The sequence below is a fragment of the Reyranella sp. genome (genome assembly GCF_036558665.1).
Taxonomy (GTDB): Bacteria; Pseudomonadota; Alphaproteobacteria; order Reyranellales; family Reyranellaceae; genus Reyranella.
In genome coordinates, this window is sequence record NZ_DATBFE010000135.1 from 18,942 (window position 1) to 34,498 (window position 15,557).

At 65.7% G+C, this 15,557-nt stretch carries 19 protein-coding genes and 1 pseudogene; 13 read left to right on the plus strand and 7 right to left on the minus strand.

All coding sequences use genetic code 11. The features are described 5' to 3' along the window. Positions 1-115: 115 nt before the first annotated feature. Positions 116-763 (plus strand): ubiquinol-cytochrome c reductase iron-sulfur subunit, encoded by a 648-nt coding sequence (petA, locus tag VH499_RS19720; RefSeq protein WP_332054459.1) that lies wholly within the window; start codon positions 116-118, stop codon positions 761-763. Positions 764-779: 16 nt separating this feature from the next. Here petA and VH499_RS19725 read toward each other — a convergent pair whose 3' ends face one another. Next, positions 780-1,616, minus strand: a complete 837-nt coding sequence (locus VH499_RS19725; protein ID WP_332054460.1) for an enoyl-CoA hydratase-related protein — start codon at positions 1,614-1,616, stop codon at positions 780-782. A gap of 110 nt (positions 1,617-1,726) precedes the next feature. On the opposite strand from VH499_RS19725, the gene VH499_RS19730 reads away from it, so the two are divergent. Further along, complete coding sequence (locus VH499_RS19730; protein WP_332054461.1) at positions 1,727-2,518, plus strand: enoyl-CoA hydratase; 792 nt, start codon at positions 1,727-1,729, stop codon at positions 2,516-2,518. A 6-nt stretch (positions 2,519-2,524) separates the two neighbouring features. Here the strand turns inward: VH499_RS19730 and VH499_RS19735 are convergent, their stop codons facing one another. Continuing rightward, positions 2,525-3,472 carry a branched-chain amino acid ABC transporter permease gene (locus tag VH499_RS19735; RefSeq protein WP_332054462.1) on the minus strand — a complete coding sequence of 316 codons (948 nt, stop codon included), beginning with the start codon at positions 3,470-3,472 and terminating at the stop codon, positions 2,525-2,527. Between the two features lie 43 nt (positions 3,473-3,515). Between VH499_RS19735 and VH499_RS19740 the strand changes: the two genes are divergently transcribed. From VH499_RS19740 to VH499_RS19750, 3 genes are read left to right on the plus strand one after another with little or no spacing between them, the layout of a single operon-like run. Continuing rightward, on the plus strand, positions 3,516-4,268 hold the full coding sequence (locus VH499_RS19740) for a VOC family protein (RefSeq protein ID WP_332054463.1): 753 nt from the start codon (positions 3,516-3,518) through the stop codon (positions 4,266-4,268). Then, a complete protein-coding gene (locus VH499_RS19745) occupies positions 4,265-5,011 on the plus strand; it encodes a glutathione S-transferase family protein (RefSeq protein ID WP_332054464.1) in 747 nt (248 codons plus the stop codon). The genes VH499_RS19740 and VH499_RS19745 overlap by 4 nt, the downstream gene beginning before the upstream one ends. A gap of 3 nt (positions 5,012-5,014) precedes the next feature. After that, complete coding sequence (locus VH499_RS19750; protein ID WP_332054465.1) at positions 5,015-5,404, plus strand: hypothetical protein; 390 nt, start codon at positions 5,015-5,017, stop codon at positions 5,402-5,404. On the opposite strand, the gene VH499_RS19755 is transcribed toward VH499_RS19750, so the two are convergent. The 3 genes from VH499_RS19755 to VH499_RS19765 all read right to left on the minus strand — a co-directional run bounded on the left by VH499_RS19755 (position 5,401) and on the right by VH499_RS19765 (position 8,059). Next, a complete protein-coding gene (locus VH499_RS19755) occupies positions 5,401-6,375 on the minus strand; it encodes a nitronate monooxygenase (protein WP_332054466.1) in 975 nt (324 codons plus the stop codon). The two genes, VH499_RS19750 and VH499_RS19755, sit on opposite strands and share 4 nt — an antisense overlap. A 105-nt stretch (positions 6,376-6,480) precedes the next feature. Beyond that, a complete protein-coding gene (locus VH499_RS19760) occupies positions 6,481-6,915 on the minus strand; it encodes an OsmC family protein (protein WP_332054467.1) in 435 nt (144 codons plus the stop codon). A gap of 22 nt (positions 6,916-6,937) precedes the next feature. Next, on the minus strand, positions 6,938-8,059 hold the full coding sequence (locus VH499_RS19765) for an NAD(P)/FAD-dependent oxidoreductase (RefSeq protein ID WP_332054468.1): 1,122 nt from the start codon (positions 8,057-8,059) through the stop codon (positions 6,938-6,940). A gap of 146 nt (positions 8,060-8,205) precedes the next feature. Here VH499_RS19765 and VH499_RS19770 point away from each other — a divergent pair, with 146 nt between their 5' ends. From VH499_RS19770 to VH499_RS19800, 7 genes are all read left to right on the plus strand, one after another. After that, positions 8,206-8,970, plus strand: a complete 765-nt coding sequence (locus VH499_RS19770; protein WP_332054469.1) for an SDR family oxidoreductase — start codon at positions 8,206-8,208, stop codon at positions 8,968-8,970. 1 nt (position 8,971) lies between these two features. Beyond that, a complete protein-coding gene (locus VH499_RS19775; RefSeq protein ID WP_332054470.1) occupies positions 8,972-9,340 on the plus strand; it encodes a dihydroneopterin aldolase in 369 nt (122 codons plus the stop codon). An 8-nt stretch (positions 9,341-9,348) separates the two neighbouring features. After that, positions 9,349-10,272 (plus strand): DMT family transporter, encoded by a 924-nt coding sequence (locus tag VH499_RS19780; protein WP_332054471.1) that lies wholly within the window; start codon positions 9,349-9,351, stop codon positions 10,270-10,272. After that, positions 10,269-11,195 carry a DMT family transporter gene (locus VH499_RS19785; RefSeq protein ID WP_332054472.1) on the plus strand — a complete coding sequence of 309 codons (927 nt, stop codon included), beginning with the start codon at positions 10,269-10,271 and terminating at the stop codon, positions 11,193-11,195. The genes VH499_RS19780 and VH499_RS19785 overlap by 4 nt, the downstream gene beginning before the upstream one ends. After that, positions 11,192-11,617: an FdtA/QdtA family cupin domain-containing protein gene (locus VH499_RS19790; protein ID WP_332054473.1), complete on the plus strand. Its 426-nt coding sequence runs from the start codon at positions 11,192-11,194 to the stop codon at positions 11,615-11,617. Before VH499_RS19785 ends, VH499_RS19790 begins: the two co-directional genes overlap by 4 nt. Next, on the plus strand, positions 11,614-12,720 hold the full coding sequence (locus VH499_RS19795) for a DegT/DnrJ/EryC1/StrS family aminotransferase (protein ID WP_332054474.1): 1,107 nt from the start codon (positions 11,614-11,616) through the stop codon (positions 12,718-12,720). The genes VH499_RS19790 and VH499_RS19795 overlap by 4 nt, the downstream gene beginning before the upstream one ends. A 100-nt stretch (positions 12,721-12,820) precedes the next feature. After that, positions 12,821-13,858: an LLM class F420-dependent oxidoreductase gene (locus VH499_RS19800; RefSeq protein WP_332054475.1), complete on the plus strand. Its 1,038-nt coding sequence runs from the start codon at positions 12,821-12,823 to the stop codon at positions 13,856-13,858. A gap of 3 nt (positions 13,859-13,861) precedes the next feature. Here the strand turns inward: VH499_RS19800 and VH499_RS19805 are convergent, their stop codons facing one another. Next, positions 13,862-14,098 carry a hypothetical protein gene (locus tag VH499_RS19805; RefSeq protein WP_332054476.1) on the minus strand — a complete coding sequence of 79 codons (237 nt, stop codon included), beginning with the start codon at positions 14,096-14,098 and terminating at the stop codon, positions 13,862-13,864. 449 nt (positions 14,099-14,547) lie between these two features. On the opposite strand from VH499_RS19805, the gene VH499_RS19810 reads away from it, so the two are divergent. Further along, positions 14,548-15,399, plus strand: a complete 852-nt coding sequence (locus tag VH499_RS19810; protein WP_332054477.1) for a TIGR03619 family F420-dependent LLM class oxidoreductase — start codon at positions 14,548-14,550, stop codon at positions 15,397-15,399. Between the two features lies 1 nt (position 15,400). Here VH499_RS19810 and VH499_RS19815 read toward each other — a convergent pair. Then, a pseudogene (locus VH499_RS19815) lies at positions 15,401-15,557 on the minus strand (HlyD family type I secretion periplasmic adaptor subunit); the annotation flags it as partial.

The following is a 15,557-nucleotide window of genomic DNA, read 5'->3' on the forward strand; positions in this document are numbered from 1 at the left end:
AGGGGACATGGAAAGGTTGCGGTCGACCGGCGCCGGCGGGGTCGCAGGTGGTCGCGCGTCGGAAGATCACACCGTCTTGCCGCGCCGCGGCGGCGACCGATTTCTGTGGCGAGCGATGACAAACCAGACCGAAAAATTCGAGCAGCCCGATGCGACGCGTCGGGATTTCCTCCTCACGGCGGCCGGTGCCATGACTGCGGTGGGCGCCATCGCCACCGCCTGGCCGTTCATCGACAACCTCAATCCTGCGGCGGACGTGCTCGCGGCCGGCGCCCCCGTCGATGTCGACATCTCGAAGGTCCAGGGCGGCCAGAAGATCACGGTGCTCTGGCGCAGCCGGCCGATCTTTATCGTACACCGTACGCCGCCAGCGCTCGACATGCTGCAACAGGCGCGCGACGTCGATCTGCTGGCCGACCCCGAGTCGACCGTTCTTCAGCAGCCCGAATATGCAAGGAACTGGCACCGCTCGATCAAGCCGGAATACCTGGTCGTGGTCGGCATCTGCACACATCTCGGCTGCATCCCGCGATTGGAAGCGACTCCCGGCGGCAGCCTCGGCTCGAGCTGGCCAGGGGGCTTCTTCTGCCCCTGCCACGGCTCGCGCTACGATCTGGCCGCGCGCGTTTTCAAGGGGGTTCCTGCGCCGTACAACCTGCCAGTGCCGCCGTACCGCTTCGTCAAGGACACGGTCCTGCGCATCGGCGAGAACCCGCCCGGCCCGGGAGCCGACTTCGACCTTAGATCCATCGTCCAGCTCTGACTCTTGTGAGAGCCTCTCATGCCCACGGTCCAAAGGGCGGCATGTCCTTGCTGGGCTTGAGCGGGAAGTTCGGAGCGCGCTTCTCGAAGAAGGAGTCGATTCCTTCCCGCGCGTCGGCGCTCGCGGCGAGATAGCCGACGCATTGCACATCGAGCGTCACGGCATCGAGCGGATTCTGCGCGCCCCACATGGTCCACATCAGGCGGCGGTTAACTGCTGCCGCCACGGCGGATGAAGTGCTCGAGGCAAATTTCCGCGCAAGCGCCCGCGCGGCGGGCAGCAGCTCCGCGGGAGCGTGAACCGAGCGCACGAGGCCGCCTTTCGACGCCTCCTCGGCGCCGAAGACCTCGGCGGACATCACCCATTCCTGCGCCCGCTGCATCCCGACCAGCCGCGGCAGGAACCAGCACGAACCGGCTTCCATGGCCATGCCGCGCTTGTTGAACACGAAGCCGATTTTGGCGTCGCTCGACATCATGCGGATGTCCATCGGTAGGCACATGGTGATGCCCACGCCCACTGCGGCGCCATTGATCGCCGCTACGATCGGCTTCAGGCAATTGAAGATCGCCAGCGTGATCGAATCCCGGGGCTCACGCTTCTGCGGCTTGCCACCGTCGTTCCAAACCTGAAAAGCGTTGCTGCCGCCGGAGATGTCGGCGCCGGCGCAGAAGGCGCGGCCCGCACCGGTCACCACGATAGCCCGTACCTCGTCCATTCCGTTGACGCACCGGAAGAAGTCGATTAGTTCGCGGCTCATCGTCGTGTTGAATGCGTTCAGCTTGTCGGGCCGGTTGAGCGTCACTGTCATGACGCCGTCCGCCAGATCGGTCTTGAGGGTTTCGTAGATCATGGGTTGATACTCCTCATTTCCGCCACGCAAGACGGAATGTCGTTGCACGGCCGCTTGGTTTGCGAAACCATCGCCGGCCCGATCCCGAATCGCAATCCTGGAGGAAGCCGATGCCCGATCTTCTCAAGTCCGTCGAAGACGGCGTGATGAAGCTCGTGTTCAACCGCCCCGAGGCGATGAATGCGCTGAGCCGCGACATGATGTCGGCGCTCGACGATGCGCTCGAAGAGGCGTCGGCCTCGCGCGAGATCGGCTGCGTGGTGGTGCGCGGCGCGGGCGACAAGGCGTTTTGCGCCGGCGGCGACGTGAAGTCGATGGCGGCGGGCCGCGACCAGGACAAGACCTACGAGGACAAGGTCCATGACCTGCGCGAGCGCATGCGCGTTTCGGAGCTTCTGCACGAAATGGGCAAGCCGACCATCGCCATGGTGAACGGCGTGGCGGCCGGCGCCGGCCTTTCGATCGCGCTCGCAGCCGACATGCGCTTTGCCGCCAGGAGCGCCCGCATGACCACGGCCTTCGCCAAGGTGGGCTTCTCGGGCGACTTCGGCTCGCACTATTTCCTGCACAAGCTCGTCGGCACCGCCAAGGCACGCGAGCTCTACTTCACTGCCGAGATTCTGAATGCCGAGCAGATGGAGAAGCTGGGGCTGGCCAACCGCGTCGTCGACGACGCCAACCTGGAGAGCGAGACCATGGCGTTCGCGAGGAAGCTCGCGTCAGGTCCGCGCGTCGCATGGTGGCATGTGAAGAAGAACATGAAGGCGGCGGAGGAGGGTACGCTCGCCGAAGCGCTCGATAGCGAGGCCGCCCGCATGATCCGTACCGGCGAGACCAACGACCACAAGGAAGCTGCGCGCGCCTTCGTGGAGAAGCGTGCGCCCGTGTTCAAGGGGAACTGAGCCCTCTCAGATTGCTCTCCGCATGCGCAGCGGGAAGAACTTCCCGAGTCTGCTGATGGTACCTGCGATCCCCGTCGGCATGGCGACGATCGCGACGATCATCAGGCCGGCATAGAGGAGCGCCGAAAGGCCCTTGCCCCAGCTTGCGACGACGCCGGGCAGGAATTCCAGAACCAGCCCGCCGATGATCGCGCCGGGGATGGAATACATGCCGCCGACGATCACGCCGAACAACATCTGGACCGAGAGCGAGAAATTGTAGGCGGTCGGCCCGACGAAGCCGAACTGGAAGGCCGACAGGCAGCCCGCCAGTGCGAGACAGGCGCCGGCGACGCCGGAGGCAGCCGATCGAAGATGGACGACGTTGACGCCCTGCGCCGAGGCGGCGAGGTCGTGATCGCGCGCCGCCATCAGCGCGCGGCCGGAGCGGCTGGCGACGAGGTTGCTGACCATCCACACTCCGGCGGCAAGCAGCGCCAGGGCGAGCAGGAAGGACCACCGGTCGTTGCTCAGGAAAGCGAACGGCGAAACGAGGGAATCGACCGACAGCCCTTGCACGCCGCCGGTCCAATGCTCGATCACGCGCCAGCGCAAGAGCTGAGGGAAGGCAATGGCGAGCGCATAGCCGATCAGTGCCTGCGTCCACAGGCTGTGCCCACTCGCCACGCGACCAAGACCATAGCCGGCGGCGAATCCAACCGACGGTGCGAGGAGGAGCGCGACGTAGGGCGGCAGCATGGTGTGACTGGCAGTAAGTGCTGCCGCGTAGCCGCCCATGCCGAAGAGCGCGGCCTGGGCGAAGGAGAACTGGCCGCTCACCCCGCACAAGATCACGAGGCCGAGCAGCGCGATCGCCCAGATGGTGGCCTGAGTGACGCGGAAGACGATGAAATCCGGGAAGCAGAACGAAAGCGCGGCCGCTGCCACGAAAGCCATGGTCGCCACGGTCCGCATGGCGCTAGCATAGGCGGGAACGCACGGAATTGGGAGACGCGCCATGAAGCTTCGGCAGTGTGTCTTTGTCGCGAAGGACCTCGAGCGTTCGCGTGAGGAGCTGTGCGACGTGCTCGGCATCGAGGTCGCCTATCGAGATCCGGGTGTTGCCAAATGGGGGCTGGCGAACGTCGTCTGCCCGACCGGCCACGATTTCCTCGAGATTGTCTCGCCTACGCGCGAGGGAACGTCGGCCGGCCGCTACATCGAGCGGCGCAAGGGCGATGGTGGTTACATGGTGATCCTGCAAGTAGCCGATGCGGTCGCCGAGCGCCAGCGCGTGACGGCGCTGGGTGTGCGCGCGGTCGAGCAGAAGGACAAGGCGGAGTACAAGTACACCCACTTCCACCCGTCCGACACCGCGGGCGTGCTGTTGTCGATCGACCAGACGATCGCGCCGGCGGGCACCGATCCGGCGCATTGGTGGCCACCTGCCGCCCGGGACTGGCTGAAGCATGCGCGCTCGGATGTCACCAACGGGCTGGCGGGCGTCGAGATCCAGTGCGTCGAGCCGGATCAGGCCGCCGAGCTGTGGTCGAGGATCCTGAACCGTCGCGCCGAGGGCGACATCATCCGGCTCGACGGCGACGGCGAGATCCGCTTTGTGCCGATCGCCGACGAGCGCGGGCCGGGCGTTTCAGCGTACGACGTGCGCGTGGTCGACCGCGAACGTGTCATCGGCGCTGCCAAGAAGCGCCACAGGCAGCACGGCGTCGGCCAGGTCGAGGTCTGCGGCTGCCGGATCAACCTGGTATGAGGAAGCTGCTGGTCGTCGGAAGCTATCTGTCGCCTTACGTGCGCAAGGTGCTGGTGAGCCTGGAGCTGAAGGGCATCGGCTACGAGATCGACCCGATCGTGCCCTTCTTCGGTGATGACCGATTCTCTCGTCTCAGCCCGCTGCGCCGCATTCCCATGCTGATCGACGGCGACCTCGTGCTGACCGATTCGTCGGTGATTTGCCAGTACCTCGAGGATCTGCAGGCGCAGCCCGCGCTTTATCCCGCCGAGATCCGCGATCGCGCGCGGGCGCGCTGGCTCGAGGAGTTTGCCGACAGCCGCATGGGCGACGTCTTCATCTGGCGGCTGTTCAACCAGGTCGCCATCCGGCCGTTCGTGTGGGGCGAGAAGGGGGACCGGGAATTGATGGACCGCACGCTCCGGGAAGACGTGCCGGCGGTGCTCGACTATCTCGAAAGCGAAGCGCCCGAGGCGGGATTTCGCTTCGGTGCACTCTCGCTCGGCGATATCGCGCCGGCCTGTTTCTTCCGCAATGCCGGTTTCGCGCGCTTCCAGATCGACTCCGTGCGTTGGCCGCACACTGCCGGCTGGATGGCGCGCACGCTGGCGACCCCGCCCTTCGCCAGGCTGGCAGCGATGGAAGACGCGATCCTGCGTACGCCCATTGCGCAGCATCGCGATGCACTCAAAGCAAAAGGCGCCCCGATCAGCAGCGAGACCTTCGGCACGACCGCACCGCGGCGCGGCGTGATGCCGATCTAGGCAGTGCGGCGCATCCAGCCTTTCGTGCTTGGCCACGTCGGCGGAGCGTTGCTTGCCGGTGCCATCGCCGGCACTTTCTTCGACGCGATCGCCGTCGTGACGTTTGCGGTGATCCTGGCCGGCAATGCCCTGATCGCGACCCTCGTCTGCTGGTGGCGGCCCGGCCTGGGCGCAGCCGGCTGGAAGCTGTGGCTGATGGCGAGCCTCGCCAATCCGCTGATGCTGGCCGGCTGCGGCTGGTCGGGCCTGCAATACGAATGTCTGATCGGTGACAGGACCGGCTGGGATTGCCTGTTCGCCGACGTCGGCCCATTCGCGACGGGCATGGCCCTGCTGCCCCCGGTCCTCGGCGTCGCGGCGCGCTGGCTATGGCGTTTTGGAAGGGTGTTCTAGGCGGCGAGCGCCTGTGACAGGCGTCCTCGGATCATGCCTTCCGCCTCGCCGACGATCCGCTCGACGAGCTCCTTACAGGTCGGGATGTCGTTGATCAGCCCCATGCAGGTGCCGGCCGACCAGATGCCGTGCTCGAGGTCGCCGGTCTCGTAGACGATCCTGCCCTTGGCGCCGGCGATGTGGGGGCCGATCTCGGCAATCGTCTTGCCTTCGCCCTCCATCTCGATCGCCTTTCTGGCGACGGAGTTGCCGTAGACGCGGCTGGTGTTGCGCATGGTGCGCAGGATCAGCGCCGTGCTGCGCTCGTCGGAGGCGACGATCTTCTCCTTCACCTTCTGATGGATCGGCGCTTCCTTGGTGGCCATGAAGCGCGTGCCCATGTTGATGCCCTCGCAACCCAGCGCCAGCGCCGCCACGAGCCCGCGCGCATCGGCGAAACCGCCGGAGGCAATCATCGGAATCTTGATGACGTTCGCCGCTACCGGCAGCAGCACCAGGTTGGGAATGTCGTCCTCGCCGGGGTGACCGGCACACTCGAAGCCGTCCATCGAGATCGCGTCGACGCCGACTTTCTCCGCCGAGATGCCGTGGCGCACCGAAGTGCATTTGTGGATCACCTTGATTCCCGCTTCCTTGAGCTTGGGGAGGAAGGGCTTGGGATTGTTGCCGGCGGTCTCGACGATCTTGATGCCCGAATCGATGATCGCGTCGATGTACTCGCCATAGGGCCGCGGGACCAGCGTCGGCAAGATGGTGAGGTTGACACCGAACGGCTGGTCCGTCATCTCGCGGCAGCGCTTGATCTCCTTGCGCAGATCTTCGGGCGTGGGCTGGGTGAGGCCGGTGAGGAAGCCCAGCGCTCCGGCGTTGGCGACCGCCGAGGTGAGTTCAGCGCGGCCTACCCACTGCATGCCGCCCTGCACGATCGGGTGCTTGACGCCGAACATCTCGGTGAAGCGCGTCTTGATCATCTCTGCCGGTTCTCCCGCTGGGTTCGCTGCGGCCGAGCAATAGCGAACCCGCAACGTACCGGCTAGTCCGCCGCCCATATGTCGGTCTGTTTTCCGCAGCGCGGACTAGGTTTCGAGGCTCGCCTCGAGCGAGATGTCGGCCTTCAACACCTTCGAGACAGGGCAGCCAGCCTTCGCCTTGTTGGCGAGCTCGCTGAATTTTGCCTGGTCGACGCCGGGAATCTTGGCCTTCAGGGCGAGATGGACGGCGGAAATGGCGAACCCACCCTCCACCTGCTCCAGCGTCACGCGGGCAGTGGTGTCCATCTGCGTGGCGGCGAAACCCGCATCGCCCAGGATCAGTGAGAGCGCCATGGTGAAGCAGCCGGCGTGGGCGGCGCCCAGCAGCTCCTCGGGATTGGTGCCCTTCTTGCCCTCGAACCGCGCGGCGAACCCATAGGGATAGGTGGAAAGAGCGCCACTTTCGGTGGAGATCGAGCCCTTGCCATCCTTGAGGCCGCCCGACCAGGCGGCAGAAGCGGTGCGGTTGATCTTCGGCATGGCGATCCTCCTCCGTTGAAGGTCAGGCGTTGCCTGCCAGCGCACGCACGAGATCGGCGAGCGCCAGCGACGCGGTGAGGCCGGGCGATTCGATGCCGAACAGGTTGATCACACCCGGTACGCCGTGGTCGGCCGGTCCCTGCAGGACGAAATCCTGCGCGGGTGCACCGGGCGGCACGATCTTCGGGCGAATGCCGGCATAGCCCGGCTGCAGTGTCCCGTCCCTGAGGCCGGGCCAGTAGCGACGCACGGCGGCATAGAACTTGTCGGCGCGCTGCGGATCGACCGTATAGTCGATACCGTCGATCCATTCGACGTCGGGTCCGAACTTCGCCTGGCCACCGAGATCCACGGTGATGTGCACGCCAAGCCCGCCTGGCACCGGCACCGGATAGATCAGACGCGAGAACGGCGAGCGGCCGGTCAGAGTGAAGTAGTTGCCCTTGGCGTAGTATGGGGTGGGGATGTGCCGCACGGGCATGCCCTCGATCTTGCGCGCGACCGCAGGGGCGTGGAGACCGGCGGAGTTGACCATCAGACGGCAACGAAGCTTCATGGGCTCGGTTCCGCCCACTTCGAGCTCAATGACATCCTCGCAGGCCCGGCCGCGCTCCAGCGGGCTCAGGAAGGCGAACATCGCGCCCTTCTCCTCGGCGTCGCCCTGCAGGGCCAACATGTAGCTGTGGCTGTCGACAATGCCGGTGGCGGGAGAGAGAAGCGCGGCGGTGCAATCCAGGTTCGGCTCGAGCCCGATTGCCTCGGCTGCGTTCAGAGGCCGCATGCCCTCGACTCCGTTGGCCTCCGCGCGCGCCTTGATCTCGACGAGCCTGGCGCTTTCGTCCTCGTTTGTGGCGACGATCAGCTTGCCGCAATTAAGATGCGGCACGCCATGCTCGGCGCAATAAGCGTAAAGTAGACGCCGCCCGGTGACGCAGGTGCGCGCCATCAGGCTTCCCTTCGGATAGTAGATGCCGGCATGAATGACTTCGGAATTGCGTGACGAGGTCTCGGTGCCGATCGACTCGGCGGCGTCGATCACGATGACCTCACGGCCGGCAAGGGCAAGGGCGCGCGCGATCGCGAGCCCCACGACGCCGGCGCCGACCACGACGCAATCGACGCTTTCGAATGGGGACGAACTCATGGAGCGCATGCTAGAGAGGCCGCAGTGAGTAGACCAGTGACCGGAACGAGACGGCCTCCGTCTTTTGTTGGCGCGCGCGGCTGCTGTCGCGCGTTCATCCTTGTCTGTCGATCGAGACGTGCCACTGGAGTGGCGCGCCCGCCGCCATGAAAGGTGCGCTCGTTACAGGTGCGGGCCTCAGGATCGGGCGCGCGCTGGCGCTGGCGCTGGCGCTGGAAGGCTATTTCGTGTTCGTGCACCACAATCGTGCCGTGAAGGCCGCGCGCGGGACGGTGGCGGAAATCATGCGCGCGGGTGGCCGCGCCAAGTCGGTGCGGGCCGACCTTGCCTCGGCGAAGCAGGCCGAGGCGCTGGTGGGCCGCTGCAAGGCGCGCGGTGTGCAACTCGTCTGCCTGATCAACAATGCCTCGCTGTTCCAACTCGATCGTGCGCCGGCCGCCGACGCGACCGGCTTCGATCGTCACATGGCAGTCAACCTGCGGGCGCCGCTGCTTCTGTCGCAGGCGCTGGCGCGCCAGCTTCCCGAGGGTGAGACCGGCGTGATCGTGAATCTGCTCGACCAGAAGCTGTTCAACCTCAATCCCGATTTCCTGACCTACACGCTCTCCAAGATCGGCCTGCAAGGCCTGACGATGCTGCTCGCCCAGGCTTTCGCGCCACGCCTGCGAGTGGCGGGCATCGCACCCGGCTTGACGCTGCGCAGCGGCAACCAGACCGACGCGCGATTCGCCGAGCAACATTCGGCCAATCCGCTGCGCGTCGGTGTCACAACGGACGACCTGGTGCGGGCGCTGCGCTTCATCCTCGCGACACCGAGCTTCACCGGCGATACGCTGATCGTCGACAGCGGCGAGCATCTCACGGGTCGGCCGCGCGACATCGCCTTCGACAAGGGAAGGAAGAAAAGCTGACATGGCCGCCGAGATGGACCGTCGGATCTTCATCCGCGACTTTCGCCTGCAAGTCTTGATCGGCATCCACGACTTCGAGCGGCAGGGGCCGCAGACTGTCGTCGTGAACGTGGACCTCCGCCTGGCGCCAGCGGACAGGGCGCATGGCGATCGCATCGCCAACGTCCTGAACTATGACCTCGTCCATGACGGCATCGTGGCGCTCGCGAAGTCACGCCACTTCAATTTGCAGGAAACCCTGGTCGAAGCAATCCTCGATCTCTGCCTCGGCCAACCCGGCGTGATCGAGGCGCGAGTCTCGACCGAGAAGCCCGACGTCTATCCGGATTGCCGGGTGGGCTACGAGGCGACCCGCCGCGCCGATCGCTGAGCCGATCCGTGCCGGTTCCTTCGGCGAGCGCCTTGCGACGCGCCACCTCGGTGCTCTTGCTGTCGGCGCTGATTTGGGGCGCCATGATCCCGGTCCTGGCTCATCTCGCGCAGCACTATGACAAGTGGCTGCTCGCGTTGCTGCGCTACCTGCTCGGCATGCCGGTCCTATGGTTGGCCATGCTGGGGCCAAAGCGGCCTGCTGCCATGCCGAAGCCGCTGCATCCGGGGCAGCTATTGCAGCTTGGTGCCGCGATGGCGGGCTTCTCGGTGTTCTACACTTTCGGCGTGGCGCATGCCCATCCCGCGACCGCCGCCATCGTGCTGATGTGCGGGCCGATCTGGGCCACGATACTGGCGTGGCTGATGCTGGGCACCGGTACGCCACCGGGCTTCACCCTGACGCTCGTCCTCGTGGTTGCCGGCGGGGTCCTCGTCGTCCTGGGCGCGCCTGGCCGCACCTTCGGGGGCAGCGGCCTGCGGGGCGGCGAGATCCTGCTGGTGATCGCCCAGCTCTGCTGGAGCTGGTACTCGATCCGCGCCCAGCAGTGGCTCGCCGACCGTGGCCAGATCGCGCTCTCGGCGCTCACCTCGACCGTGGCGAGCGTGCTGCTCGGGCTGGTCTGCCTCGCTGTATGGGCCACGATCGGCATCGACTGGCCGACCGAAGTCCCGAGCGCAGTCGATCTCGGCATGATGGCCTGGGTAGGTCTGCTGGGGGTCGCCGTCGCGATCGTTCTTTGGAACGTCGGCGTGTCGATGGTCGGCGTGGCGGTGGCATCGCTCTTCTCCAATTCGGCGCCGGTCTTCGCCATTGGCGTGGCAGCGCTGATGGGGGTCGAGCCGACCTGGCTGCAGCTTGTGGGCGGTGGTGTCGTAATGGCCGGGATCGCGCAGCTTCAGCTTCGCCAGATGCGGCGGGTGAAGCGATGACCGGCGCACCGCGCCGTCACCTGCTGGGTGCCTTTGCCGCCATGCTGTTCGTCGGCGCGAGCTGGGGCGCGAACCTCCCGGTCACCAAGGTGATGCTGGGCCACTACGACCTCGTGCCGATGGCGGCGCTCAGGACCGCCGTGGCGACGCTCTCGCTCGCGCTATTGCTCGCCGCCGTCGAAGGCCGCTATGCGCTGCGGATCGACCTTGGCCTCCGTCGCTTCCTGTCGCTGGGCCTGATGATGGGAAGCTTCTTCGCCTGCTATGCGCTCGGCATTTATTACAGCAATCCCATCACGGCAGCGGCGGTCCAGGTGGCGGGGCCGCTGGTATCGGCGGCGACGGTGCGCGCCGTCACCGGCGCACGCTTCGATCCGGGGTTCGGCATGGCGATGCTGCTCACGGTCCTCGGCGGATTGATCCTGTCGGCGAGCAGTCTGTTCGGCAGCCAGGTCACTTTTGGCGGTGGCGAGATCATCGTGCTCCTGAGCAATGTTCTTTGGACGCTCTACAGCCTCCGTGCGCAGGAATGGTTCGACCGTGCAAGTCAGCTCCATCGCACCTATGTCGCGTCGCTCTCCGCGACGGGCTGGCTGACCTTGGCCGGCGTTGCGCTGGTGATCGCAGGGTGGTCGCGCTCGCCATTCGGTGTCTCGGACGCCTGGGTCTGGACGCAGTTCCTCGTCGTTGCCGTGCTGGCGAGCGGCATGGGCGGCTACTTCTGGAATGTTGGCGCGAGCCGGCTCGGCGTGGCGATCGCGTCGCTCTGGGTCAACCTGGTACCGTTCTTCGCGGTCCTCTGGGCGATCGCCTATGGCTTCATGCCCAACGGCTACCAGATCGTCGGCGGCTTGGTGGCGCTCAGCGGTGTGGTGTACATGCAATGGCGCAAACTGCAAGCTGCGAGTCCCGCCCTTAGATGAGCGAACCCCTGAAGGTACACGGCTGCCGCTGGATCGACGTGCCCGGCGCGTCCGATCCACGCGGAAGCGTCAATTTCCTCGAATTCGGCCAGGCGCTCGACTTCGAGCCCAGGCGCATCTTCTGGCTGCATCACGTGGCGACCGGCCAATGGCGCGGCCGCCACGGCCATCGCCAGTCGCGGCTGGTCTTCGTGGCCCTGAATGGTCACTGCCGGCTGCACCTCGATGACGGTACCGTGAAGGAGACGGTGCGGCTCGATGACCCGGCGCGGGCGCTCTACATGGCGCCATGGGTGTGGCACGAACTGACCGACTTCGCCGCAGACACGGCCGTGATGGTGATCGCATCGTCGCTCTACGAGGAGGCCGAGTACCTGCGCGACTACGATATATTCAGGCGTGAAGTGAAAGGACACACGTGATCCCTTTCCTCGACATGAAGGCGGCCTATGCCGAACTGAAGCCCGAGCTGGACGCCGCCTACAGGCGCGTCATGGAGTCGGGCTGGTTCGTGCTCGGCAAGGAGGTCGAGGCGTTCGAGGCGGAATACGCAGCCTTCTGCGGCACCAGGCACTGCGTTGGCCTCGGCAATGGCCTCGAGGCGCTCGAGCTGGTGCTGCGCGCCTGGGATCTCGGGCCGGGTGACGAGGTGATCGTGCCCTCCAACACCTATATCGCCACGTGGCTCGCGGTGACGGCGGTGGGGGCCGCGGTCATACCGGTGGAGCCGACGCCGGAGGGGCCGAACATCGATCCCGACCGCATTGCCGCGGCCATAACCTCGCGCACGCGCGCGATCATGCCGGTGCATCTCTATGGTGAGCCGGCGGACATGGACGCGATCATGGTGCTCGCCGACAAACATGGCCTCAAGGTCGTCGAGGATGTGGCGCAGGCCCAGGGTGCGAAGGTGCGCAACCGCCGGACCGGGGCGCTCGGGCATGCTGGCGCCCACAGCTTCTTCCCGACCAAGAACATAGGCGCTTATGGCGACGGTGGCGCGGTCACGACCGACGATGCCGCGCTGGCTGACCGGCTGCGCACGCTGCGCAACTACGGCAGCAAGGTGAAGTACGTCAACATCGAGCGCGGCTTCAATTCGCGTCTCGACGAAATGCAGGCGGCCTTCCTGCGCGTAAAGCTCAAGGTCCTCGACGCCTGGAACGAGCGCCGGCGGCGCGTCGCCGCGCGCTACGACGACAGGCTCGCCGGCATTCCAGGCTTTGGACTGCCGCGCGCGCCGCAGTGGGGGGAGTCGGTCTGGCATCTCTATGTCGTCCGCTGTGCGCGCCGAAAGGAACTGATGGCCGCGCTCGACAGGGCGGGCATCGGCTCGCTGATCCATTATCCGATCCCGCCGCATCTGCAGCAGGCCTATGCTGACCTGAGGCAGGGCAGGGGCACCTTTCCCCTGGCCGAGACGCTGGCCGATACTGTGCTCAGCCTGCCGATGAGTCCGCATATGCCTGAAAGCGCTGTGGACGAGGTGGCAGCGGTCGTGCGTCGGACGCTTGTATCCGACTAGCGCACGTGTCATCCCGAGCGTAGCGGGGCATCGTTCGTAGGCGTCGCGAAGAGCCCTCGCCTTCGGCTCGGGATGACGGGGAATGCATGGAGGAAACGCGATGAAGCTCGGGCTTTCGATCGGCTATTCGAAGGCGGAACTCGCTATTCCCGTGAAGCTCGTGCAGCGTGCCGAGGAACTGGGCTACGATTCGGTATGGACGGCGGAAGCCTACGGATCGGATGCTGTGACACCGTTGGCTTACCTCGCGGCAAAGACCAGCCGCATCAAGCTCGGCACGGGTATCATGCAGCTCGCCGCACGCACGCCGGCCAACGCGGCGATGTCGGCCGCGACGGTCGATGCCATGGCTGGCGGCGGCCGCTTCATCGCCGGCATCGGCGTCTCGGGGCCGCAGATCGTGGAAGGCTGGTACGGCCAGCCTTGGGGCAGGCCCTATTACCGCATGCGCGACTACGTGGCGATCATGCGCAAGATCTTCGCGCGCGAGGCACCGGTCACGCACGAGGGCAAGGAGATTTCGCTGCCCTACAAGGGCGAGGGTGCGACGGGGCTCGGCAAGCCGCTGAAATCGATTCTGCACATGAACCCGAACATCCCGATCTATCTCGCCACGGGCAGCGAGACGACGGTGAAACTCACCGCCGAGATCGCCGACGGCTGGCTCCCCATGGGCTTCGTACCGGGCGCCATGACCGAGTATCGCCCATGGCTGGAGGAGGGTTTCAGGCGGGCCGGCGGCGGCAAGGGCTTCAAGGATTTCCACATCCAGGCGTCGGTCCATGTCGAGGTCGACGACGACGTCCGCGCGGCCCTGCAGCGGCTGAAGCCCGAGGTCGCGCTCTACGTGGGCGGCATGGGGCACAAGACCAAGAACTTCCACAACGACGTCATGGTGCGCCGCGGTTTTGGCGACGCCGCCAGACGCATCCAGGAACTGTATCTCGCCCATCGCAAGGAGGAGGCGATCGCCGCGGTGCCTGACGAATGGGTCGACCTGAAGTCGCTGGTCGGTCCGCCGGCGCGCATCATCACGCGATACCGCGCCTGGGAGGACTCAGGAGCCGACTCCCTCAGTGTTCGCTCGCGTCAGCCCGAGGCGATCGAGGTCATGGCGCGGGCGGCGCGTCTCAACTAGCCGCTAGGGATAACGCTCCGGTCCCGGCGAGATGCCGTTGTAGTGGCGATAGTAATCCCACTTCGAACTGTAGGAGTGGCCGGACGGATACGAGGAATAGGCGTACCGCGACGGGGTATAGGTGTACCCGGGCGCATAGGCGTAATTGGGACCGTAGCCGTCGCGATAGTAATAGGGCTGGGCGCAGCCGGCGACGGTTCCGGCCAGCACCGCGGCGATCACATGGGCGGCGTATCTCATAGCGATCTCCTTCGCTGTCGCCCTGAGTCAACCCAGTTCGCGCGGGACAGGTTGCCGATTGCGTGGCGCGGCGTGGAGGATGCCATTTGAGGTCGCGTTCGCGTATGGCCATCGAGGCCTTGGCGGGACCTGATCGGGGCTTTTGTGTCATGCTTGCGGCGGGTGTTCACCGCATCCTGGGAGACACATGAGCAGGTCCGCGTCAGGCTGCCTACTTGGAACCGGCAAGGAAGCCGAAGTCTTCGAGTACGGGAGATGGATGAAAAGCCATCTTCCCGGGCTGGCCAAGCGCCCGGCTTTTCGCCAGGCCGCCATCCTCGCCATAGTTGAATCCTTCGCACGGCCGGTACCCCGCGTGGCGAAAGTTCGTCAAATTGGCGGCCGATGGAGCTGGTAGCGACCCGCATGCGCTGATGGAAATGGCCGAAGGAATATTGGGAGACTAGACGATGAAAATTGGGGCGGTGATGTTCTTCACGGCCGACTCGATGCATCCAGTGGCGCTCGGCCGGGCGCTGGAGGAACGGGACTTCGAGTCGCTCTGGGTACCCGAGCACACCCACATTCCGTCCTCGCGCAAGTCGCCCTATCCGGCGGGCGGTGGACTGATCCGGCCCTACTACGAGATCATGGACCCGTTCCTCGCCTTGAACACCGCCGCGACCGCGACTACCAAGCTGAACGTCGGCACCGGCATTTGCCTCGTGATCCAGCGCGACCCGATCGTGCTTGCCAAGATGGTATCGACCATCGACCAGCTTTCGAGCGGTCGCTTCCTGTTCGGGGTCGGCAACGGATGGAACCAGGACGAGATCGAAAACCACGGCACGGTTTTCAAGACCCGCCACAAGCTCGCGCGCGAGCGGATCGAGGCGATGAAGACCATCTGGGCCGAGGAGGAGCCGCAGTATCACGGCGAGTTCGTAAGCTTCGACACGATGAAGCAATGGCCGAAGCCCAAACAGAAGCCCCATCCGCCGATCATCGTCGGCGGCGGCTTCCCCCATGCCGCGCGGCGCGCGGTGCGCTATGGCGACGGCTGGATTCCGCGTGACGACTGGTTGGAGCGTGACGGCATCGGCGTCATCGGCCAGTTCCGCGACATGGCGAGGGAGGCGGGGCGTGACCCTGCCAGCCTGCCGATCAGCCTTTTCCGTGTGCCCGACAGGATTGAGCGCCTGCGCCAGTACGAGGAGCTCGGCGTCGATCGTGTGGTCTTCTCCCTCCCTGCCGAGAAGGAGGACAAGATCCTGCCCATCCTCGACCGCTGGGTCGAGCTGAAACGACAGCTCGGCGTATGAGCTACTTCTGCCGGAATGCCTTGTTGAAGGACATGGTGAGGGGCCCGACGACGTAGTCGAAGGCGGTGCGGCTTTCGGTCGGGATCGTCACCGTTGCCGGCATGCCGGGATAGAGACGGATTCCCGGCAGCTTTCCAAGCTCGCCCATATCCGGACGG